The sequence below is a fragment of the Burkholderia sp. HAN2018 genome (assembly GCF_024704855.1).
GTDB lineage: Bacteria > Pseudomonadota > Gammaproteobacteria > Burkholderiales > Burkholderiaceae > Burkholderia > Burkholderia cepacia.
In genome coordinates this window covers 1-22,035 of sequence record NZ_QOBB01000117.1, presented here as the reverse complement: position 1 = coordinate 22,035, position 22,035 = coordinate 1, and the positions used below count along the sequence as shown (strand labels likewise).

20 protein-coding genes are annotated in these 22,035 nt (G+C 68.4%); 12 read left to right on the top strand and 8 right to left on the bottom strand.

The window, feature by feature from the left end; genetic code table 11:
* Positions 1-162: 162 nt before the first annotated feature.
* Together DPV74_RS25355 and DPV74_RS25350 are read right to left on the bottom strand one after the other, a co-directional pair.
* Complete coding sequence (locus DPV74_RS25355) at positions 163-1,209, bottom strand: ABC transporter substrate-binding protein (RefSeq protein ID WP_060197490.1); 1,047 nt, start codon at positions 1,207-1,209, stop codon at positions 163-165.
* A 44-nt stretch (positions 1,210-1,253) separates the two neighbouring features.
* Positions 1,254-2,426, bottom strand: coding sequence for an LLM class flavin-dependent oxidoreductase (locus DPV74_RS25350; protein ID WP_027790747.1), 1,173 nt, complete (start codon positions 2,424-2,426; stop codon positions 1,254-1,256).
* A gap of 465 nt (positions 2,427-2,891) precedes the next feature.
* On the opposite strand from DPV74_RS25350, the gene DPV74_RS25345 reads away from it, so the two are divergent.
* The 4 genes from DPV74_RS25345 to DPV74_RS25330 are packed head-to-tail and all read left to right on the top strand — an operon-like array spanning position 2,892 to position 6,731.
* Positions 2,892-3,968: an ABC transporter substrate-binding protein gene (locus DPV74_RS25345; RefSeq protein WP_119338188.1), complete on the top strand. Its 1,077-nt coding sequence runs from the start codon at positions 2,892-2,894 to the stop codon at positions 3,966-3,968.
* A 31-nt stretch (positions 3,969-3,999) separates the two neighbouring features.
* Positions 4,000-5,106, top strand: a complete 1,107-nt coding sequence (locus tag DPV74_RS25340) for a PhnD/SsuA/transferrin family substrate-binding protein (RefSeq protein ID WP_119338187.1) — start codon at positions 4,000-4,002, stop codon at positions 5,104-5,106.
* Positions 5,106-5,921, top strand: coding sequence for an ABC transporter permease (locus DPV74_RS25335; RefSeq protein ID WP_060197495.1), 816 nt, complete (start codon positions 5,106-5,108; stop codon positions 5,919-5,921). The genes DPV74_RS25340 and DPV74_RS25335 overlap by 1 nt, the downstream gene beginning before the upstream one ends.
* A 21-nt stretch (positions 5,922-5,942) precedes the next feature.
* On the top strand, positions 5,943-6,731 hold the full coding sequence (locus tag DPV74_RS25330; RefSeq protein ID WP_060208396.1) for an ABC transporter permease: 789 nt from the start codon (positions 5,943-5,945) through the stop codon (positions 6,729-6,731).
* Here DPV74_RS25330 and DPV74_RS25325 read toward each other — a convergent pair.
* Complete coding sequence (locus DPV74_RS25325; protein ID WP_059687577.1) at positions 6,722-7,849, bottom strand: sigma-54-dependent Fis family transcriptional regulator; 1,128 nt, start codon at positions 7,847-7,849, stop codon at positions 6,722-6,724. The genes DPV74_RS25330 and DPV74_RS25325 overlap by 10 nt on opposite strands.
* Positions 7,850-7,979: 130 nt before the next feature.
* The gene (locus DPV74_RS25320) at positions 7,980-8,660 is read right to left on the bottom strand and encodes a class II aldolase/adducin family protein (protein WP_027790741.1); all 681 of its coding nucleotides are present in this window, start codon (positions 8,658-8,660) and stop codon (positions 7,980-7,982) included.
* Between the two features lie 380 nt (positions 8,661-9,040).
* Here DPV74_RS25320 and DPV74_RS25315 point away from each other — a divergent pair, with 380 nt between their 5' ends.
* The 8 genes from DPV74_RS25315 to DPV74_RS25280 all read left to right on the top strand — a co-directional run bounded on the left by DPV74_RS25315 (position 9,041) and on the right by DPV74_RS25280 (position 16,562).
* Positions 9,041-10,324 (top strand): lipase family protein, encoded by a 1,284-nt coding sequence (locus DPV74_RS25315; RefSeq protein WP_059494752.1) that lies wholly within the window; start codon positions 9,041-9,043, stop codon positions 10,322-10,324.
* Between the two features lie 142 nt (positions 10,325-10,466).
* A complete protein-coding gene (gene groES, locus DPV74_RS25310) occupies positions 10,467-10,757 on the top strand; it encodes a co-chaperone GroES (protein WP_027790739.1) in 291 nt (96 codons plus the stop codon).
* 12 nt (positions 10,758-10,769) lie between these two features.
* Positions 10,770-12,410, top strand: a complete 1,641-nt coding sequence (gene groL, locus DPV74_RS25305; protein WP_027790738.1) for a chaperonin GroEL — start codon at positions 10,770-10,772, stop codon at positions 12,408-12,410.
* Between the two features lie 184 nt (positions 12,411-12,594).
* Positions 12,595-13,887: a hypothetical protein gene (locus tag DPV74_RS25300; protein WP_119338186.1), complete on the top strand. Its 1,293-nt coding sequence runs from the start codon at positions 12,595-12,597 to the stop codon at positions 13,885-13,887.
* A gap of 425 nt (positions 13,888-14,312) precedes the next feature.
* The gene (locus DPV74_RS25295; protein WP_059665016.1) at positions 14,313-14,684 is read left to right on the top strand and encodes a DUF6697 family protein; all 372 of its coding nucleotides are present in this window, start codon (positions 14,313-14,315) and stop codon (positions 14,682-14,684) included.
* A gap of 47 nt (positions 14,685-14,731) precedes the next feature.
* Positions 14,732-14,950, top strand: coding sequence for a hypothetical protein (locus DPV74_RS25290; RefSeq protein WP_021156746.1), 219 nt, complete (start codon positions 14,732-14,734; stop codon positions 14,948-14,950).
* Between the two features lie 137 nt (positions 14,951-15,087).
* Positions 15,088-15,609, top strand: a complete 522-nt coding sequence (locus DPV74_RS25285; RefSeq protein WP_119338185.1) for a PTS sugar transporter subunit IIA — start codon at positions 15,088-15,090, stop codon at positions 15,607-15,609.
* 59 nt (positions 15,610-15,668) lie between these two features.
* Positions 15,669-16,562 carry an acetylglutamate kinase gene (locus DPV74_RS25280; RefSeq protein WP_119338184.1) on the top strand — a complete coding sequence of 298 codons (894 nt, stop codon included), beginning with the start codon at positions 15,669-15,671 and terminating at the stop codon, positions 16,560-16,562.
* 41 nt (positions 16,563-16,603) lie between these two features.
* Here the strand turns inward: DPV74_RS25280 and DPV74_RS25275 are convergent, their stop codons facing one another.
* The 4 genes from DPV74_RS25275 to DPV74_RS25260 all read right to left on the bottom strand — a co-directional run.
* Positions 16,604-17,752, bottom strand: coding sequence for a porin (locus DPV74_RS25275; protein ID WP_060171452.1), 1,149 nt, complete (start codon positions 17,750-17,752; stop codon positions 16,604-16,606).
* A gap of 363 nt (positions 17,753-18,115) precedes the next feature.
* The gene (locus DPV74_RS25270) at positions 18,116-19,675 is read right to left on the bottom strand and encodes a methyl-accepting chemotaxis protein (protein WP_060208662.1); all 1,560 of its coding nucleotides are present in this window, start codon (positions 19,673-19,675) and stop codon (positions 18,116-18,118) included.
* A gap of 411 nt (positions 19,676-20,086) precedes the next feature.
* Positions 20,087-20,323, bottom strand: coding sequence for a hypothetical protein (locus tag DPV74_RS25265; RefSeq protein ID WP_155638923.1), 237 nt, complete (start codon positions 20,321-20,323; stop codon positions 20,087-20,089).
* Between the two features lie 104 nt (positions 20,324-20,427).
* On the bottom strand, positions 20,428-22,035 hold a 1,608-nt coding region (locus DPV74_RS25260; RefSeq protein WP_162923133.1), incomplete at its 5' end, for a family 2A encapsulin nanocompartment cargo protein cysteine desulfurase.

Sequence of the window (22,035 nt, the reverse complement as noted above, 5' to 3'; positions counted from 1 at the left end):
GGCAGGCGAAGCCGACGGCGGCCATGCAGCAGCCACCGCGGCGGCCGCACCCGCGCCCGTGCGCGGTGCTGCACGTGCCGCATGCCGGCGCGCCAGCGGCACGCCGTATTCGATCGTCAGACCTGTCATGCTCGACTCCTTGCAATGACGCGCCGCGGCGCGCTACGCGACCCACGCATGGCGTTGCCGGTCGATGCGCGTGAACGGCGCCGGGTCGATCCATGCGCGCGCATCGAAATCCTGTTCGAGAAAACCCCACTCGACGAGGAAGTCCTTGAACGCCACCAGCCCGTCGATCGACGTCTGCGCGAGCCCCGTCTCCAGATGGCGGTGCACGTCCGCGCCGTACGCATAGCGCACCCATTCGTCGGACGCGCGCGTTTCGCGGCCGATATAGGCCACCGTCTCCGCCGGATGACGCGCGGCCCAGTCGCCCGCGCCCACCACGACCGACAGGAAGCGGCTCACGAGATCGGGGCGCGCGTCGATCAGTGCGCGATCGACGGTCAGCGTGCGCGGCGTGCCGTTGCCGATCCGCACCAGCGGATCGGGGTGCGCGCCGAGATCGATGACCACCTGCGCGTCGATCAGGTGCACGGTTTCGAGCCCTTCGACCCCTTTCACGAACACCGCGTCGACCTCGCCGCGCACGAGCGCCGCGATCTCGATCCCGTACTCGTGCGGGCCGCGCGTAAACGATGCCGGCCCGGTGCGGCGTTCGCGTTCGTCGGGCAGGTCGACCCATTCGGCGTCGCCGTGCCCGAGCCCTTCCAGTTCGAGCGCGCTCAGGAAGCCTTTCAGCGCGGCCGCGCGCCAGAAGTCGATGCTGATCGGATGGCGCGGCAATCCGAGCCGCCGGCCGCGCAGATCGCGGACGGTGCGGATGCCGCGATCGGGCAGCGTGACGATCGCCTGGAACTCGTTGGTCCACGACAGGCCGATCACGCGCGTATCGGCGCCGCGTGCCCGCGCCCACAGCGCCGGAATGTTGCCGCCCTGCCGGAACGAGGACGGGAGGCTGTGATCGAAGTGCGATTCGCGCTTGCCGGCGTCGGCCGTTTCCTGCAGCGAATGCAGCGCGATGCCGTCCGGCCCGAACTCCTCGTCGAACCAGCCGCGGTGCACGGCGATGCCGAGCGCGGTCGGCACCGGGCAGCGCGTGTACCAGAGTGCGTCGCGGGCCGTGGCCTGCGCAGCGAGTGTCGTCATGGTGAATGTCCTTGTCGTTGGAATGCGGGGGGATGCCGTTGCGCTCATGCGCCGGCCACGCGCAGCGCCGCCTGCGTGCCGCGCGCGTTCAGCGCGCCGTCGACGAGCGGCAGCACTTCCTCGCCCACGCGGTACGCCTCCTCGAGATGCGGGTTGCTCGCGAGGATGAACGTCGACACGCCGATGTCGACGTATTCCGCGAGCCGCTCGGCCACCTGCTCGTGGCTGCCGACGATCACGCAGCCGGGGCCGCCGCGAATCTGCGACATCCCGGCCCACAGGTTCGGGCCGACGATCAGGTCGTCGAAGTGCTGCGTGTTGCCCTGGTGCAGCGCGAACTGGCGCTTCGCACCGACCGATTCCGACGACTCGCCGCGCCCGCCGAAGCCGTTGCGCGTCGCGTCGCCCACCGTCGCGAACATCTGCCGCAACTCGGCCCACGCCTGCTCCTCGGTCTCGCGCGCCAGGATGTCGATGCGCATGCCGAAGCGCAGGTCGCGCTCGGCGTTCTGGCGATCGAGCGCGCGGCGGGCCGCATCGATCACCTCCTTCTGTTTCGCGAGCGGCTCGCCCCAGCTCAGGTGCACGTCGCCATGCTTCGCGGCAACCGCGAGCGCGGCATCGCTCGCGCCGGCCAGGTAGATGCGCGGCGGTTTCTGGCCGCTCAGCGGCGGCAGCAGGCCGCCGCCTTCGACGCGGTAGAAGCGTCCGTCGAACGTGAACGGCTCGCCGGCCGCGACACCCTTCACGACGTCGAGGAATTCGTCCGTGCGCGCATAACGGCTGTCGTGATCGATGAAGTCGCCGTACGCGCGCTGGTCGGGGCCGCCGCCGCCCGTGACGACGTTCCACTCCACGCGGCCACGGCTGATCCGCTGCAGGCTCGCGGCCATCTGCGCCGCGTAGACGGGATGCACGAAATGCGGCTGCAGCGCGATCAGGAGCCGCAGCCGGCGCGTCTCGCGCGCCAGCGCGGCCGCCACGACCCACGGCTCCTCCGTGAAGCGGAAGATCGGGATCAGCGCGCCGTGGAAGCCGGCGATATCGGCCGCGCGCGCGACCTGCGACAGATAGTCGATGTAGCCGAATTCGTCGTCGTCGACTTTCGGCGCGACGCGCGATCCGCGCTGGCGGTTCCATTCGCCGCGTGTATGCAGGTCGTGTGCGCGCCTGCCGTCGCCATGCATCGGCAGGCGCCACAGAAATTCAACAGCCATCGGGATTCTCCTGGTCGGGCCATTCGGATTGCGTGCGGCATCGCCGTGCCGCCCGTGTGCTGCGCTGTAAAGCACGCGGTGTGCCAACCTGCCCGACGCGGCACCTGCGCGGCCGCCTGCAAACCTGCGCGGCGCCTTGCACGCCGGGCGTCGACGGCAACCGGATCGCACCCGCCCGGCCGTGGCCGGCACGGTCGCGACAGGCCCGTGCCGTGCTGCTGCATCGGCCGCACCGCTGCTGCGCGCGCAACAGCGGCCCACGCGACTGTTGCTGGCGCAACAGGCCATGCATCGGCACACGCATCGCCCTTTCCGCGCGACGCCCGCACCGCGTGCGGCCGCGCCGTTTCCGTCCACTGGCCCGGAACTTGCGACGCTGACCGGCCCGCGCGTGCGCACCGACACCGAGCGGCACCGCGCGCGACCGCGCTTCGACCATGCTTACGCAGAGAGGGAATCTCACACATGACAGACAGGCCCGATTCGTCATCGGACAAGCAGCAGACGTTCTGGTACGCCCGATCGCCCGTGCCGACCCCGCTCGGCATCGCCGTGCATCTCGGCTGGCTCAACGGCGAGACGTCGGCCGACGGCGTCGCGATCCGCTCGCCGCGCGGCGCCACGCGGCACGACGTGTCGTCGATCAGCGACCACACGCTGACGCAGTCGTTTCGCCAGGGCGGCAGCATCCCCGCGATGTGGGCGCGCTCGAACGGCGCGAACACGCGCGTGATCGGGCTGTCGTGGGTCGACGAATCGCAGTTGATCCTCGCGCGGCCCGAGTCGGGCATCCGCTCCGTGAAGGCGTTGCGCGGGCGCCGCGTCGCGATCCCGAGCCGCCCCGACGACCGCATCGACATCTTTCGCGCGTCGGCGCTGCGCGGCTTCGTCAACGCGCTGAGCCTCGACGGGCTGACCACCGCCGACGTCGAACTCGTCGACGTGCATGCACGCACGCTGCAGGCCGTCGGGCCGGCGCGCGCGGCGGATCTGTTCGCGTCGCCGCACGGCTTCTCGAGCCGCGCGCTGTACGCGGCCGAAGCCGGCGCGCTGCTGCGCGGCGAGGTCGACGCGATCTACGTGAAGGGCTCGACCGGCCTCGAGATCGCGCAGCTGATCGACGCGCACGTCGTGATCGACATCGGCTTTCATCCGGAGCGCTCGATCCGCAACAACAACGGCACGCCGCGCCCGCTGACCGTCAACGCGGACGTGCTCGCGAACCATCCGGACATCGTCGCCGGCTTCCTGAAGCTCGTGGTCGCGGCCGGCGAATGGGCCGGCACGCATCCCGACGAAACCGCGCACTACGTGGCCGGCGAAACCGCGTCGTCGATCGACTGGGTTCGTGCCGCATACGGCAACCAGCTGCACCGGCACCTCGGCGTCAACCTCGACGACGAATCCGTCGCGGCGCTCGACGACTTCAAGACGTTTCTGCACGACCGGGGTTTTCTGGAAGCCGACTTCGACGTCGCCGACTGGATCGACCCGCGCCCGCTCGCCGACGTGCTGCGGCCGTCGCGGCAGAAACGCGCGTGAGCCTCTTTTCCGCCCACTGATCCCGACCATCATGAAACACACGCTCTCCCTCGCTTCGCTGCGCCGCCCGCTGCGTGCGCTGTTCGCCGCGCTGCCGCTTGCCGCGGCATCGCTCGCCGCACCGGCCGCGCACGCGGACGATGCGCCCAAGGTGGTGCGAATCGCCGTCGTCGCCTATTCGGGCGGCGGCAAGACGCAGTATGCGGGCGCCTCCGCGCTGATCGACGCCGACAAGTCGCTCGAGAAGGCGCTCGCCGCGCGGCACGTGAAGCTGCAATGGGTACCGGTGTCGACCGCGGCGGTCGGCACGCTCGTCAACGAGGCGTTCACGAACGGCAGCATCGACTTCGCGGGCTACGGCGACCTGCCGTCGGTCGTCGTCAACGCGTCGGGCACGCATACGCGCCTGATCGTGCCGGGCGGGGTCGGCAGCAATACGTATCTCGTCGTGCCGGCCGGCTCGAGCGCGAAGTCGATCGTCGACCTGAAGGGCAAGCGCATCGCGCTCAATCGCGGCCGGCCCTGGGAAGTCACGTTCAGCAAGCTGCTCGCCGAGAACGGGCTGAAGCTGTCCGACTTCAGGATCTACAACCTCGACCCGCAGGCCGGTGCGGCAGCGGTCGCGGCCGGCCGCGTCGACGGCTTCTTCACGCTGTCCGACGCGTATTCGCTCGTCGACAAGAACGTCGGCAAGATCATCTGGTCGACCAAGACCGCGCCCGACGACTGGAAGATGCGCGCGGAACTGTGGGCATCCGACGATTTCGTGCGGCGCTACCCCGACATCACGCAGCTCGTCGCGACCGCCTACGTGCGTGCCGCGCACTGGATCTCGCAGCCGCAGAACCGCGATGCGTACGTGAAGATCCTGAGCGCGTCCGGCCAGCCGGAAAGCGTCGTGCGCCGCGAATACGCGGACGAATCGACGCCGTGGAAGGAGCAATGGACGCCGCTCTTCACGCCCGCGCTGACCGGCCACTACCGCGACGTCGTCGCGTACAGCCGCCAGGCCGGCCTGACGTCCGCGCCGGTCGACGTGAACGCGCTGCTCGCGCCGACGTTCGTCGCGACCGCGCTCAAGCAGCTCGGGCTCAACGGCTACTGGCGCGCCGACACGGCGCGCGTCGCGAGCCGCTGATGCCGATGCACGCCCTCGCGTCGAACGGCGCACGCGCGATCCGCCTGCCCGGCATCGCGCGGCTCGGCGGGCTCGCGCTGTGGTGGGCCACGCCCGTCGCGTTCGCCACGCTGTGGTGGCTCGCGAGCGCGCAGCGCTGGTTCCCGCCGCAGCTCGTCGTGCCGCCCGGCCGGCTCGCGGCGACGCTGCGCACCCTGCTCGACACCGGTGAACTGCGCGACAACCTGCTGATCACGCTGCATCGCCTCGCGCTCGGGTTCGCGATCGGCGCGACGGGCGGGGCCGCGTTCGGCATCCTGCTGGCGCGCAGCCGGCTGTTCTCCGACTACCTGCGGCCGACGTTCGACCTGCTGCGGCAAGTGCCGACGCTCACGCTGATTCCGCTGCTGATCCTGCTGATCGGCGTCGACGAGCCGCTGAAGCTCGTCGTCGTCGGCAAGGCCGTGTTCTTCCCGGTCGCGCTGGCCGCGTACACGGGCGTGCACGACGCGCCGCGCGACCTCGTCGAGATGGCGCGGCACTACGGGCTGGGCCGCTTCGCGCTGCTGCGCGACGTGCTGCTGCCCGCCGCGCTGCCGCCGCTGCTGACCGGCGTGCGGATCGCGCTCGCGCGCGCGTGGCTCGCGCTCGTCGCGGTCGAGCTGCTCAGCGCCGACAGCGGGATCGGCCAGATGATGGAACTCGCGCGGCAGATGCTGCGGCTCGACGTCGTGCTCATCGACGTCGCGGTGATCGGGCTGATCGGCTTCGCGATCGACCGGTCGATCGCGCTCGTGCAACGCTACGCGTTACGCTGGCAAGCGCCCTCGCGCTGACCTGACTGGATACGCTTCGAAATGACGCTCGCCATACGCTCTCTCTCGCTCGCCCCGCTGCGCCGCCGCGCGCGCGGCCTCGTCGTGCCGGCCCTGCTGGTGGCCGCATGGCAGTTCGCGTCGTCCGGCGACGCGGCCCATCAATACGCGTTCGTGCCGTTGCAGCAGGTGGGCGCCGCGCTGGTCGAACTCGCCCGCAGCGGCGAACTCGCGACCGATCTCGGCGCGAGCCTGCGCCGCACGACGCTCGGGCTGGGGTTCGGCGTCGCGTTCGGGCTTGTATTCGGCGCGGCGATGGCGCGCTCGACGCTCGCGCGCAAGCTCGGCGAGCCGGCGTTCCAGGCACTGCGCTACGTGCCGCTGCTCGGGCTGATTCCGCTGCTGAGCCTGTGGGCCGGCACCGGCGAATTCGCGAAGGTGCTCATCATCGCGCTCGCCGCGTTCTACCCGATGACCACCGCCAGCTTCGACGGGCTGCGCCGCGTCGATCCGCGCTACGTCGAACTCGCGCAGTCGTATCGCCTGACGCGCATCGGCCTGTGGCGCGACGTGCTGATTCCCGGCGCGCTGCCCGACCTGTTCGCGGGCGTGCTGCAAGCCGTGCCGTTCGCGTGGATCACCGCGACCAGCAGCGAGCTGCTGTTCAACGCGGGCGCGGGGGTCGGCAGCCTGATGCAGAACGCGCAGGCCGGTGCGCGCGCAGACGTGCTGCTGGTCTGCGTGCTGGGGGTGACGGCGCTCGCCGTCGGCATGAGTGCGCTATGCGAGCGGATCGCGCAGCGCGTGCTGCGCTGGCGCGATCACGCCTGACGGCGCAACCGCGCGTCGGCGTCGCCTCCGTCACCCGCATCGCGCGGCTTCAGGATGCCGAGCTGCGCGAGCCGCGCACGCACGATGTTGCGCGACTGGTCGAGCAGGCGCGACATGCGCAGCTGGTTGTGCTCGCTGTAGTCGAACACGCTGCGGTAGACGGTGTCCTCGATGTGCTGCCAGAGCGACGGCGTGCCGAGATCCAGCAGCTCGATCACCGCATGGCGCAGCGCATCGGTCGCCTCGGCCACATCGCGCGCACGGCGCGGCGGTGCCGCCGCCGGGGCGCGCGGGTCGTCGGCATCGGGCGCGAGCGACAGCGCGGAGAATTGCAGGTCGCCCACATCGATCGCGCCACCCGCGCAGATCAGCACCGCGTGGTGGATCACGTTCTCGAGTTCGCGGATATTGCCCGGCCACGCGTGCGCATGCAGCCGTGCGCGCGCGGCGTCCGTGAGCGTCGGCGCGGCGACGCGCAGCCGCTTCGCATAGGTGTCGATGAAGTGCTCGATCAGCGGCGCGATGTCGCCGAGGCGCTCGCGCAGCGGCAGCAGGCTCAGCTTCACGACGTTGAGCCGGTAGTAAAGATCCTCGCGGAAATTGCCCGCGCGCACCGCGGCTTCGAGATTCACGTTGGTCGCCGCGACGAGCCGCACGTCGATCTTCACGGTCTTGCGCGAGCCCACCGGCGTCACTTCGCGCTCCTGCAGCACACGCAGCAGCTTGACCTGCGCGGACAGCGGCAGGTCGCCCACCTCGTCCAGAAACAGCGTGCCGCGATTCGCGGATTCGAACCAGCCGGGCTGGCTGTTGATCGCGCCGGTAAACGCGCCGCGTTCGTGGCCGAACAGCTCGCTTTCGATCAGCGTCTCGGAGAATGCGCCGCAGTTGACCGCCACGAACGGGCCGTCATGGCGCTCGCTCAGCGAGTGCACGAGGCGCGCGATCAGCTCCTTGCCGGTGCCGCTCTCGCCGGTGACGAGCACGGTCGCGTCGCTCGGCGCGACGAGCTGGATGCGCTCGAGCAGCACCCGCGATTTGGGATCGTCGAACGTCAGCGCCTTCGCACGGATCGTGATCGCATGCGAATTCGGGTCCGGCAAACTGAAGATGGCCATGGCACGACCGGCGTGTTGAACGGGGAAGGTTCGACGATAGCAAGGCGCGCGCCGGGGATGAACCAATTCATCGAGCTATCGGTATGACGGCGGCCGGATTGCGCCGGCCGCCGCGCGAGCTCGCGCGATGTCACGCGAGACCGGTCATCTTCCATTGCTGCTCGAGCGCGCCCGGCCCGAACTCGAGCGAGCCGCCGAGCGGCTCCGCGAGCGCCTGGAAATACGCGGCTTCCTCGAGGATCAGGATGTACTTCGACACGTCGAGGATCGATTTTCCCCAGAAGGTTGCACCGCCGTTCGCCTCGATGATCGCCGGTACCTCGGGGTCGCGGCGGATCGTGTCGACGATGAAACGCGGTTCCCCGGGACGACGATCGACGTACACCGGAATCTCGCGGGCGCGCGTGTAGCGCGCGGCCGGCGCATAGCGGATCGGCAGCGGGCGATGCGCGCTCGCCCATGCGCCGAGATACGGGCCGTGCACGTGGATCACGACACCGACGTCCGGCGCCTCGCGGAACACGTCCGCATAACGCGGCCCGTTGCCGCCCGCGCGCGCGTCGCCATGCAGCACGTCGCCGTCGAACGTCACGACGACAGGCTGGATTTCCTGCGAGGCGGCCCACGGGCTCGGCGCCGACAGCGCGACGACGAGCTCGGTGCCCGGCACGCGCTGGAACGCCTGGAACGTGTTGGTCGCGGACAGCGTGCGCGTGTCCTTCAGCACACGTGCGGCCTGCGTGAATTCGCGCGTGGCACGCTCGACGAATGCCACGAGTTCGCCGCTGTCGATGGTTGGGGTGACGGACATGAGGATGGTTTCCTTGGTCGGGTGGACGGAGGGGATCGCAACGCAACGTCGCGACACACGCCGACCGGATCAGCAGCAATCGTGCCAGCCGGGCGCGCTCGCATCGAACGCCCGCGCCGCGGTGCGGGCCGGTCATGCACGACGCCCGCGGCACGATCCATGCCCCTGCGTTTGTTGCGGGAGCAACAGCCCGCCGGCCCGGATTGCTGCGCGACGCGCAGCCGGCGCATGCGCGCGACACACGCGGTACGACGCAACGGCCCGTCGCGCCGCGCGCCGCACATGCAACGGATGCGCTGGTTCGAAACTTGCGTCGTGCTCGGCCCGCGCCATGCACCGTCCGGCGCTTCCGATCCGATCTCATCGACCTCCATCCGACCATGACGCTTCTCCCCCTGCGCGGCTGCGCCGCGCGCGCACTGCTGGCTTCGGCGCTCGCCGTATCGTCTTTCCTGTCGCACGCGGCTTCGCCCGGCCGTGTTCCCGCGCCCGACCCGCTGCAGGGCGACGGGCGCGTATCCGCGTTCTACACGTGGGACCGCGACATTCCGGCGACGCCCGGCGCGCTGCTGCGCACCGAACCGCTGCCTGCGACGCTCGGGCTCGCGAGCGCAGCGCGCCAGTTGCGGATCCTCTATGCGTCGACCGACGGTGTCGGCGGTCACACGCCGATCGCCGTGTCGGGTGCGCTGTTCGTGCCGCGCGGCACGCCGCCCGCCGGCGGCTGGCCGATCGTCGCGTGGGCGCACGGCACGTTCGGGATGGCCGACATCTGCGCGCCGTCGTGGTTCGGCCGCTCGTATCGCGACGTGCGCTACCTTAACGCGTGGCTTCAGCAGGGGTTCGCCGTCGTCGCGACCGACTATCAGGGGCTCGGCACGCCGGGCCCGAATCCGCAGCTCAACAACCGCTCGAACAGCTACACGCTGCTCGACAGCGTGCGCGCGGTACTCGGCGGCGTGCCGGGGCTCGCGAACGAGGTCGTGCTCGTCGGCCAGTCGCAAGGCGGCTCGGCCGTGTTCGCGGCGGCCGGCTACGCGCCCGCGTATGCGCCCGAACTCGCGATCCGCGCGACCGTCGCCACCGGCACGATCTACAACGCATCGCCCGCCACGCTCGCGTCGCTGCCGAAGTTCGACAGTGCCTACCGGCGCGACCCCGAGCGCGTCGATCCGACACTCGCGTACCAGTTCTACTCGGTGCTCTCCGCCCAGCAGATCGACCCGTCGCTGCGCGCGGACGAAGTGCTGACCGACCAGGCGTTGCCGATCCTCGAACAGGCGCGCATCGGTTGCCTCGCGTCGCTCGAGGACGATGCGGCGCTCGCGCACCTCACGCATGCGAACACCGTGAAGCCCGGCGGCGATGCACGGCTGAAAGCGTGGTGGGACGCGTACCTGACGTACCCGACGCTGAAGATCGCGACACCCGTCTTCATCGGCGCGGGCGCGGACGACGGGCTCGCGCCGCTCGAACTCGCGCTCGCGAAGGACGCGTGCGCGGCGGGCACGACCGTCGAAGCGCACCTGTATGCGGGCCGCGAACACAACGGCACCGTGAACGCGTCGCTCGCCGATTCGATCCCGTTCGTGAAGCGCGTGCTTGCCGGCGAGACGATCCACCCGGTCTGCACGCCCGCCGCGCAGCAGGCCGTGTCGCGGTAACGCGCGCCGCGCGCTTTGCACGCCGGCGCGAATGCATTTCCGAATCCGTTATTGGATCGCGCCGCCGCGCATTTTTATACTCGTCAGCACTCTCTTCCAAAGAGTGCCAGCCAATCTCGACAGAACAGCACAGGACGAACCTATGAGCCTACGCCCCTTGCACGACCGCGTGATCGTGAAGCGACTCGACCAGGAAACCACCACCGCGTCGGGCATCGTGATCCCCGACAGCGCCGCGGAAAAACCCGACCAGGGTGAAGTGATCGCCGTTGGCCCCGGCCGCAAGGATGCGGACGGCCAGCGCATCGTGCCCGACCTGCAGGTCGGCGAGCGCGTGCTGTTCGGCAAGTACGCGGGCCAGGCCGTCAAGCTGGACGGCACCGAGTTTCTCGTGCTGCGCGAGGAAGACATCGTCGCAGTCGTCAACCAGTAACGGAGCGCAATCATGGCAGCGAAGGAAATCATTTTCAGCGACGTCGCACGGGCCAGGCTGACCGAAGGCGTGAACATTCTCGCGAATGCAGTGAAGGTCACGCTCGGGCCGAAGGGCCGCAACGTCGTGCTCGAACGCAGCTTCGGCGCGCCGGTCGTCACGAAGGACGGCGTGTCGGTCGCGAAGGAAATCGAACTCGCGGACAAGCTGCAGAACATCGGCGCGCAGCTCGTGAAGGAAGTCGCGTCGCGCACCAGCGATGCGGCCGGCGACGGCACCACGACGGCCACCGTGCTGGCGCAGGCGATCGTCCGTGAAGGCCAGAAGTACGTCGCGGCCGGGCTCAATCCGCTCGACCTGAAGCGCGGCATCGACAAGGCCGTCGCGGCGGCCGTCGACGAGCTGAAGAAGATCAGCCGTCCGACCACCACGAGCAAGGAAATCGCGCAGGTCGCGACGATCTCCGCGAACGGCGAGGAATCGATCGGCCAGCGTATCGCGGAAGCGATCGACCGCGTCGGCAAGGAAGGCGTGATCACCGTCGAGGACGGCAAGTCGCTCGCGGACGAGCTCGACGTCGTCGAAGGGCTGCAGTTCGATCGCGGCTACCTGTCGCCGTATTTCATCAACAATCCCGACAAGCAGATCGCCGAGATCGAAAGCCCGTACATCCTGCTGCACGACAAGAAGATCTCGAACATCCGCGACCTGCTGCCGGTGCTCGAACAGGTCGCGAAATCGGGCCGGCCGCTGCTGATCATCGCGGAAGACGTCGAAGGCGAAGCGCTCGCGACGCTGGTCGTCAACAACATCCGCGGCATCCTGAAGACGGTGGCCGTGAAGGCGCCGGGCTTCGGCGACCGCCGCAAGGCGCTGCTCGAAGACATCGCGATCCTGACCGGCGGCCAGGTGATCGCCGAGGAAACGGGCCTGACGCTCGAGAAGGCGACGCTGGCGGAACTGGGCCAGGCGAAGCGCATCGAGGTCGGCAAGGAAAACACGACGGTGATCGACGGCGCGGGCGATGCGAAGAACATCGAGGCGCGCGTGAAGCAGATCCGCGTGCAGATCGAGGAAGCGACGTCGGACTACGACCGCGAGAAACTGCAGGAACGCGTCGCGAAGCTCGCGGGCGGCGTTGCAGTGATCAAGGTCGGCGGGGCCACCGAAATCGAGGTGAAGGAGAAGAAGGACCGCGTCGACGACGCGCTGCACGCCACGCGCGCGGCCGTCGAGGAAGGCATCGTGCCGGGCGGCGGCGTCGCGCTGATCCGCGTGCGGCAGGCGATCCGCGAATTGCAGGGCGTGAACGCCGACCAGAACGCGGGCATCAAGATTGTGCTGCGCGCGCTCGAGGAACCGCTGCGCCAGATCGTCACGAACGCGGGCGAGGAAGCAAGCGTCGTCGTCGCGAAGGTGGCCGACGGCTCGGGCAACTTCGGGTACAACGCGCAGACGGGCGAATACGGCGACCTCGTCGAGTCGGGCGTGCTCGATCCGACCAAGGTCACGCGCACGGCGCTGCAGAACGCGGCGTCGGTCGCGGGGCTGCTGCTGACGACCGATGCAACCGTCTTCGAAGCACCGAAGGATGCGGCACCGGCGGCTGCGCCGGGCGGCCCGGGTGCGGGCGGGCCGGGGTTCGATTTCTGATGACCCGACGCGTATGCCGGTTCGCCGGCATGCGCGACCGGCACGCACAGCGAAACACAGGCAACGCGTGGCGACGAAAGTCGTCACGCGTTTTTTGCATGGGGCTGCGAAAACGGGCGGCGTGCCGGCCCGCTAGCGCGCTCGGGTAAGATGAACGCCCGTCCGCCGCCCCGCCGTCCACGCCATGCCGACCGTACAAACCATTCTCGACGACTACGAACGCCTCGGCTGGACCGGCAACGATCCGATGTCGCAAATGCTGGCGCTGCGGCGCGACAACCCGGCGGCACTCGCCGACCTCGTGATCGCTTCGTTCGATCGCGAGCTGTCGCATGCGACCTTCCTCGACGCCGCGCTCGACCTGATGGACGACACCGCTTTCGCGAACGTCACCGCCGCGGCGTGGCAACGCGTCCGCGACGGCGCATGGAACACGCGGCTCGCGAGCGTGTTGTCGAGCGCGGCAATACAGGCGCCGCAGGTATTTGCCGGTCACTGGGACGTGTTTCTCGACGTTGTGACCGCGAAGCGGTCGCCGCACCTGTACTACGAGGACAGCGCGTGGCGAATGCTCGATCCGGCGACGATCGATGCATGGCGCGGCCGGCTTGCCGAGCCCCCCTCTGGCGACGACGCGATGCGCGAACGCGCCGTCGCGCTGCTTCATTCGCGACACCCCGCGGCCGTTCGCGACGCGGCGGCGCGGCTGTTTTCCGACGATCCGGGCAAGTGCGCCAACTGGCTCATGTCTGCCGGCTATGCGCAGGAACACGACACGTTGCGCGCGCTGCATGGCGAGTCGCCGCTACACATCGACTTCGGCCCGACGCTGCGTGCGCCGAGGCTCCGCGAGATGCCGAAGTGGAAACGCGAGATTGACGCGCATCACCCGACCTGGCACGCACGCTATTCGCGTCGATCGGGCGCGCGCTTCGGCGGCGTGTCGACGCATCGATGCGGCCTGTGTCACGAGCCGCTGCATCGGTTGCTGACGCTACCGCAACCCGCGGCAGCCGGCATCGACAGCGCGACGCCCGTATCGTTCGACACCTGCCTGTCGTGCGTCGGCTGGGAGAGCGACGGCCCGCTGTTCCACCGGCACGACGACGCAGGCAACGCCTGCGCGCACCCGTCCCAGCAACGCGACATCGCGATCCAGCCCGAGTATCCGGCGGCCGCGTTCGTGGAGGCCGACGTTGCGCTCTTCGCCGCACCGGCACGCTGGACACGGCAGGACTGGGGCGAATCGAACGGCCGGCAGAACCTGAGCCGTGTCGGCGGCGCGCCGTCGTGGGTACAGTCCGCGTGGTATCCCGACTGTCCGGATTGCGGCCGCAAGATGTCGTTCGTCATGCAGCTCGATTCCGGCCTCCCGCAAACGGACGGCGGCGAATGGCTGTGGGGCAGCGGCGGCGCGAACTACACGTTCTGGTGCGCGCCGTGCCGCACCAGCGCGCACCTCTGGCAGTGCACGTAGCACGCACCGGCCACGCAACCTTTACGACCTTTTTACTTGCGGCCGCGCGTGCGTTCACTAGAATGTGTTCGCCATCCATCACCGAGTACGCACCATGCGCATCCGAAGTCCTCGCCCTCCGAGTTGCTTTTCTGCCTGACAGGCAGGACGCCTGCGTCTCTCTTTTCCCGAGCCACCGTCCTGCCAGCAGGCGGACGGTGCGCGCCGTAGTCATTCCCGTGCACGCTTGAACACGACGTCGATGCGTTGATCGCGCGTCGTGCGGGCAAGCGTGTTCCCGCGGAACATCCCTTGCAACGTCGCGCCATCGATCCGCCAGCCCGGCAACGATCGCCTGGCATGCCCGCATCCGGCATGTCGATCCGATCACATTGCTTTGCATCCCTGATTTAACCCGCTGAAGTTCCCGATACCGGAGCCCGGTCATGTTCGAGATCGACAAGCAGTACACCCGCGAATTCATCCACACCGCCTGCGGCGGCAGCAAGCAGGCGTTCCTGCCGACCAAGAACGGCAAGGTCGTGGCCGCCTGCCTGCGCACGGACCTCAACCCGCATGCGCCCGACGTGATCCTCTGCGACGGCAGCGCGTCCGCGCGCGCGGCCGGCAGGACGCTCGCCGCGCAACGCGATGCGATTCCGGTGTTCATCAGGATGGAAACAGACGCATTCCGCTTCGTCGGCCGGTACGTCGTCAGCGAATCGCTCACCGCACCGCTCGACTGCGCGCCTTACGTGCGCAACAGCGGCTTCACGTCCGGGCAGATCTCGCGCGTGCTGAAGCTCAAGCGCTGCTGACGCGCGCAGCGCACGCCCTCCCGGTCGCCTTTCATCAAGGAGCAATCATGCTTGGCCTGACGTTCTGGAAACACGTGATCGGCACACGACCCGATGCCGCCCGCGACGATCGCGCGACGGCACTCGGCCGGCACCGCGTGCGCTCGAGGACGCTGGTGCTGACGAGCGCCGCGGTGGCATTTGCGGCGATCGCGTTCGGTGCGCCGGTCGTCGGCATTTCGGTGTTCTTGCTGACGACGTTGCCGTTCGTGCTGTCGGGTACCTGACGATGTCCTTGTCGGGCACGCGGCGGGCGCCAGCGCAATCGATACGAAATTTTAATGCGGCGCCCCCGCGTCTCTGACACCGTCTTTACACGCTTTTGTCTAGGATTTCCCTGTCATCCCGACACGGAGAGATCCGCATGCAAACGCAGCAGGCCGCCGCCGGCGGCCAACCCGACCTTCCCTACCGACGCGGCGGCGCAACGTTCGCGACCCGGCTGGCCGACGCCTGCCCGCCGGACAACATCCTGCTCGACGTACCGGTCGAAAGCGCGATCCAGTTGTTCGACCTCGTCGCGCACTATATCGAGCGCAGCAGCGGTGTGTCCGCGGAACGGATCAGGACCGAACTGACGAAGCGCGAGCAACTCGGCTCGACCGGCCTCGGCCAGGGCGTCGCGATTCCGCATGCGCGTGTCGCCGGCCTCCGCTCGGCCATCGCGCTGTTCGTTCGCGCGCAGTATCCGTTCCCCTTCGACGCACCGGATCGCAAGCCCGTGCGCGAATTCATCGTGCTGGTGCTGCCGCAGGAAGACAACCGCGCGCACCTCGAACTGCTCGCCGACGCGGCGCGCTGTTTCAGCGAACGCCCGTTCCGGCAGTCGTCGCGCGACGCGCTGACGCCCGACGAGATTCACCAGCTGATGCAACGCACGTATTGATGCCGTCGTGATGCCGCGTCGTGCGGCAACACGCACTCCCTTCATCCATTCGGATTCCCATGTTCCCAGACCCTGAAAGTTCCACCCCGACGTCGCGCCGCGTAGCCGGCCTGGCGCGCTCGCTGCCGTTCATGCAGGCCCTGCACGGGCAGACCGTCGTCATCGTCGAAGGCGGTGCCGCGAGCGACGCACGCGCCCGCCACGCATTCGCGCAGGATGTCGCGCTGCTCGCACTCACCGGCGTTCGCCCGATCGTCGTGCAGGGCGTGCCGGCCGCATCCGGTACGCAATCGATCCACGCCGTTCATGCGGCGATGGCGGGCATCAATCATGAACTGGTGCGTCTGATCGGCAGTCACGGCGCCAAGGCGATCGGCATCGACGGCCACGACGGCGGCCTGCTGGTGGCGAGCGCCCATTCCGACCGCACCGACACGAGCGCGGTCGCCCGCTTCGACGGCACGGCGCTGAACGCGTTGCTCGAGAACGGGCTGGTGCCCGTCGTGATGCCGGTCGCCCCGGACGACGCAGGCCATGATCACCTGCTGCGCGCGGAACAGCTCGGCAGCCTCTTCGCGCAGCGCGCCGGCGCCGTCACGCTGGTGATGATGGTCGACAGCGCGCTGCTGCGCGAACTCGGCGAGCTCGCCGGGCTCTATGGCATCACGGAACTCGAGCAATGGCTGGCCGAGCATCCGGCCGCAACCGCAGCGCCTTGCGTGCGGGAAGCGCTCGATGCGCTCGCGCACGGCGTGCAGAACGTCCATCTCGCCGATATCGGGCAACCCGAATCGCTGATCGACGAACTGCTGACGGAGGAAGGATCGGGGGTCGTGTTCTGCCGGCGCGGCAACACCGACCTGCTGGCGGAAACCCGCCGCTACTTCGCGGATTCGGCGAGCGTGCTGCGCGACGGCTTCAACGTCGAGCAGAAGCAGGTCGTGCGGTTCTGAATTTTGCAGCAGAACCGCTCGCGGCGCGGTGCGCAGTGCCGTCAGAACATCTGGCGCAGGCCGACGGCAGCCCCGACGTTGTTGGTCCTGCCGATCTGGTCGACCTTGCCGGTGAGCCGGTTGGTGGCACCCGGATAGTCGGCCGCGAACGCACCGTTGCCGCGCGAGAAATCGACCGTGCCGTAGACCTCCGTATGCTTGGACAGCGCATACTCGGCCAGCACGGTCGCCGAGTAGTTGATCCCCGAGCCGAGCGTGCCGTCGAGCCGCTGCGCGTTGCGTGCGTGGCCGTAATAGCCGGCCACCGTGATCAGCAGCGGCGCGGTGGCCTGCCAGTTGGCGCCGACGTAGAACGTGTCGTCGATGCGGTTCGGGCTCCCGCCGCTCAACGCCGGTGCGCCGGCCTGCTGCATGTTGAAGTCGGTCGTGCCCGTCTTGTCCTGGCCGTGCAGCCAGCCGGCCAGCAGGCGGACGGAGGGCGTAACCTGATACGCGCCGCTCACGTGCAGAAAGTTCACCTTCGCGCCGTTGGTCGCACTGCCGTTCACGGACGATACCGAGGTCTGCTGGAAGCCTGCGTTGATCGACGCGGGCCCTTGCGCGTAGGTGAGCTCGACGCCGTATGTGCTGTCGAGGCCCATCGCACCGGCATGATTGCCGAAGCCGTAGATCGCATCGACGCTGAACCCGTTGTACGTGAATGCGTACTTCACCGAGTTCGGTACCGTCAGGTAGTTGCCAATGCCGTTGTACGCCCAGCTGTCCTGCCAGTAGTCGCCGACGGTCATCGGATCGAATACGTCGCCCATCGTGTCGTACACCGGCGCGTACTGGTTGCCGAACGTCAGCGTGCCATATCGGCTGTTCGACAGGCCCACGTAGGCCTGCCGGCTGAACAGCGTGTTCGCGACGTGCAGCTTGCCATCGCCCAGCTCGAAACCGTTCTCGAGACGGAAAATCGCCGACAGCCCGCCGCCGAGATCCTCGCTGCCGCGCAAGCCCCAGCGGCTGTGCGTTTCCGGGCCGACCGTCATTCCGATCAGGTCCTTGCCGTCAGGGCCGGCATTCGTCTGATAACGGATCGCCGTGTCGACGAGGCCATACAACGTAACCGAACTCTGCGCGAACGTGCACGATGCTGACATGGTGAAAGCGGCGCCGATACAACCGGTGACAACGGTGCGTCTCATGAAAGGCCTCCCTGGGCAATTGATTTTGTAAGCAGTCCGATAGCATTCGTGGACGGACGCCATTACTGCGAACGGGAGAATAATCGGCCATATTCGCGGCACCTATTACCGCTTCTGGATTGGACCTTTCCAGCGTCGTCAACAATCGCTGTCGTGCACGATGCGGCGGCCCGGCGCGATCGAGATCCGCTGTCGCGGCCTGCCGGACGGCGGGCAAATCACGTTCCGCCCCAATGAATCGCACCGTGTCGAAGCGCGGCACCGATGGTTCGATGCCCGGCTGTCGGAGCATGGCCACGGCGCGCAGAGCGGCAACGATCCCGACACGGTGCGTCCTTCGCGACCCGATGCTCCGGCGTCGAATCAGGCTCGGGCGGCATCGATCCGGAATACCGCGATCGTCGCTTCCAGCTGCCCCGCCTGCGCTTTCAGCGCCGCCGCCGCTGCCGATGCCTGCTGCACCAGCGCGGCATTCTGCTGCGTCACCTGATCCATCTGCGCGACGGCCTGATTGACTTGCTCGATGCCCCGCGACTGCTCGTCGGACGCGGCGGTAATCTCGCTCATCAGTACGTCGACCCGTCGCACCGACGCCAGTATTTCCGTCATCGTCCCCGTCGCGCGATCGACCTGCCGTGCGCCGGTGTCGACGCGCCTGAGCGAATCCGTGATCAGTTCCTTGATTTCACGCGATGCCGCGGCACTGCGCTGGGCCAGCGAGCGCACTTCGCCCGCCACGACCGCGAACCCGCGCCCCTGTTCGCCGGCCCGGGCCGCTTCGACCGCGGCGTTCAACGACAGGATGTTGGTCTGGAAGGCGATGCCTTCGATCACCGTGATGATCTCGGCGATCTTGCCTGACGATTCCGACAGCCCCCGCATCGTCCTGACGACCTCTTGCGCGGCCTGATTGCCCTGCTCGGTCAGCAGCGCCGCGTCGCTCACCACCTGGCTGGCCTGCTTCGCGTTCTCGGCGTTCTGGCGAACCGTCGACGTCAGCTGCTCCATGGACGCGGCCGTCTCCTCCAGCGACGCGGCCTGCTCCTCGGTCCGTTGGGACAGATCCATGTTGCCCTCCGCGATCTCCCGAGCGGCGGCGTCGATCGCGTGCGAGCCGTTCTGCACCGCCCGGATCGTCTGGAGCAGTTCGCCCTGCATCGTCTGCAAGCCGGTCAGCAGTTGCCCCATTTCGTCGGTCGAATGAATCTCCACCCGGGTCGTCAGGTCGCCTTCGGCGATGGCGCCGAAATGGCCCAGTGCGTTCGCCAGCGGCGTGCCGATCGCCCGTTGCAGCGACCACCATGTCAGCGTGGCCGCCCCGAGCGCGACCAGGCTCCCGGCGAACGCCATGCCGATGAACCAGTGGAAGCGTGCCTGCGCGGCATCGAACGTCGCCCGCGAAGCCGTGATCTGGAGCTGTCCGAGCGCATCCATGGCGTCGGACGCGTCGATGAACAGCGACGGCGGGATGCGTCGCCAGACTTCCGGAATTTTGGCCGCATCATGGGTGGCTATGGCCTCGAACATCGGCTCCAGCCCGTTGTCGACCAGCGCCTTGAACTTGCTGCCGGCGTCGGCCGCGCGGCGGGCCTCTTCGGGGCCGGAGAACGGCAGCGCACGATAGGCGTCCCATGCCTTCCTCGATGCAGCCAGCATGTCGCGGGCCACACCGGTTTCCTGCGGAACTTCGTCGCTGGCCGGATCGAGCGCGATGCGATACAGCCACAGGCGCGTCCTCGACAGCGCGACATTCGCCTGCCCGAGCGCCTCCGACGAAGCGAGCCGTTCGGAATAGAGCGTCTTCACGTCGTTGTTTCCGATTGCCATGCCGACCACGCCGATGATGCCGCCGACAACCAGCAATACTCCGAGAAAACCCATCGCCAGCGCCAGACGGGTGCGAATGCTGAAATTCTTGATCATGGTCAGGAGAGCGTTGAGCACGCCGCCGGTGCATGCGACGCATGCGCGTGAAACCAGTCGGGTACGGCACGTGCAAGGTCGACTTCCCGATAACGACCAAAGTGACGCCGGGATTAACGCAGAATCCGTAACGGACGTTTCCGGAAGCGGCGAGTTGTGATCCGCGCGAGTCCGTGATAGCGAGGTGTGCAACGCTTGCACGCCGAATCGTCCGATGAATATCCAGGTGCCCGGGCGCTGGCGGGCGCACGTGTCGCGTGGTGGCATGCCAATGCGCCCCTGCGCTCACGTCGGGCTGCTTTCGACCGTGCGCGCTGCGTACCGGCTTCCACGCAGATTGATCTGGATGTCAAACCATTCAGCCGCCCTGCCCGAAGCGTGCCGATCATGCCTCAGCCACTCGGCGAGCAATCAACCCGCAGGACCGCTGCTCGCCAGCGTCCTGCTGCGCAGCCTGGCCGGGCCATGCCCGAACTTCGTGATCACCACTTCGACCGCGATCGCGCAGCGCAGCGCCGGCGGGATGCCAGGCGCAAGGCACGGCGCAATGGCGCTCCCGTCAATGCGCCGGTTGCCGATCCGGTGCCAGGCCGTGCCCGATACGACGGCCGGGCTATGGAGGATGGGACGCGACGGATGGATGCTCACGGAACGTCGAGCGGCGCGCCATGCCCGCATCGCCACGCAAATGAGGCCGCTTGCGACATCCCGTTGCCGGGCGCCACAAGCGGCCTCCTCGCAGACGGCATGCGTCAGCGTCGCGTCGCCAGCCTTCTCACGACGCTCACCAGCGCGTCGACTTCGTCGCACGTGTTGTAGAACGCGAGCGACGGCCGCACCGTTGCCTCGAGCCCGAACCGCCGCAGGATCGGTTGCGCGCAGTGGTGCCCCGAGCGCACCGCGATGCCCTCTTCGTTCAGCGCCTGCCCGACTTCCTCGGTCTCGTAGCCCTTCAGCACGAACGACAGCACGCTCGCCTTGTCGCGCGCGGTACCGACGAGGCGCACGCCCGGCACCGGTGCGAGCACGCTCGTCGCATACGCGAGCAGGTCGTGCTCGTAGCGCGCGATGTTCTCGATGCCGACGCGGCTCACGTAGTCGAGCGCGGCACCCAGCCCCACCGCATCCGCGATGTTGCCGGTGCCGGCCTCGAACCGGTTCGGCGGCGGCTGGAACACCGTGCGCTCGAACGTCACGTCCGCGATCATGTTGCCGCCGCCCTGCCAGGGCGGCATGTCGTCGAGGATCGCGCGTTTGCCGTACACGACGCCGATCCCGGTCGGCCCGTAGATCTTGTGCCCGGAGAACACGAAGAAATCCGCATCGAGCGCCTGCACGTCCACGCGCATATGCGAGATCGACTGTGCGCCGTCGACGAGCGCCTTCGCGCCCGCCCGATGCGCAAGCTCGACGATCTCCTTCACCGGCACGACCGTGCCCAGCGCGTTCGACACCTGCGTGACGGACACGATCTTCGTGCGGTCGTTGAGCAGCTTCCGGTATTCGTCGAGCAGCACCTGCCCCGAATCGTCGACCGGAATCACGCGCAGCTTCGCGCCCTTGAGCGCGGCAAGCTGCTGCCACGGCACGATGTTCGCGTGATGCTCGAGGTTCGACACGATGATCTCGTCGCCTTCGCCGACGTTCTGCACGCCCCACGACTTCGCGATCAGGTTGATCGCCTCGGTCGTGCCGCGCACGAACACGATCTCGTCCGGCGACGATGCGCCGATGAAGCGCTGCACCGTTTCCCGCGCATGCTCGTACGCATCCGTCGCGCGGCCGGCCAACGCATGTGCCGCGCGGTGAATGTTCGAGTTCTCGTGTGCGTAGAAGTATGCGAGACGGTCGATCACGGCCTGCGGCTTGTGCGTCGTCGCCGCATTGTCGAACCACACGAGCTGCTTGCCGTTCACGCGCTCCTGCAGGATCGGGAAATCGCGGCGGATCGCGTTCACGTCGAACGGCGGGTGCGCGCCGCGATACAGCTGACCTTGCGGCTCGGCTGCGTGCCTATCGTCGATGAAGTAACGCGGCACATCGGAGCCCGACGCGCGCGACGCCGGCACGTCGCGATGCACGGCGAGCAGCTCGCGCAGCGCGTCGTCGCCCGGCAGCCCGAACGCTTCCGGCGACGCGAGGCCGTTCGACGGCACAACGATGTCCTGCGGCGTCGCCTGCCAGCCCTGCAGCGAACCGTCGGTGAAGTAGTACGGCGATGCCTTCGCCGCGCCTTCCGGCGCCGGCGCATTCACTTGCGGCACGCCGAGCGCCGCGCCGCCGACGCGCGGTTCGAGCGCGGGCGCGATCGACACGGCGTTGTCGGGCAGCCCGTTCTGCGCGGCCGCATGCGGCGCGAG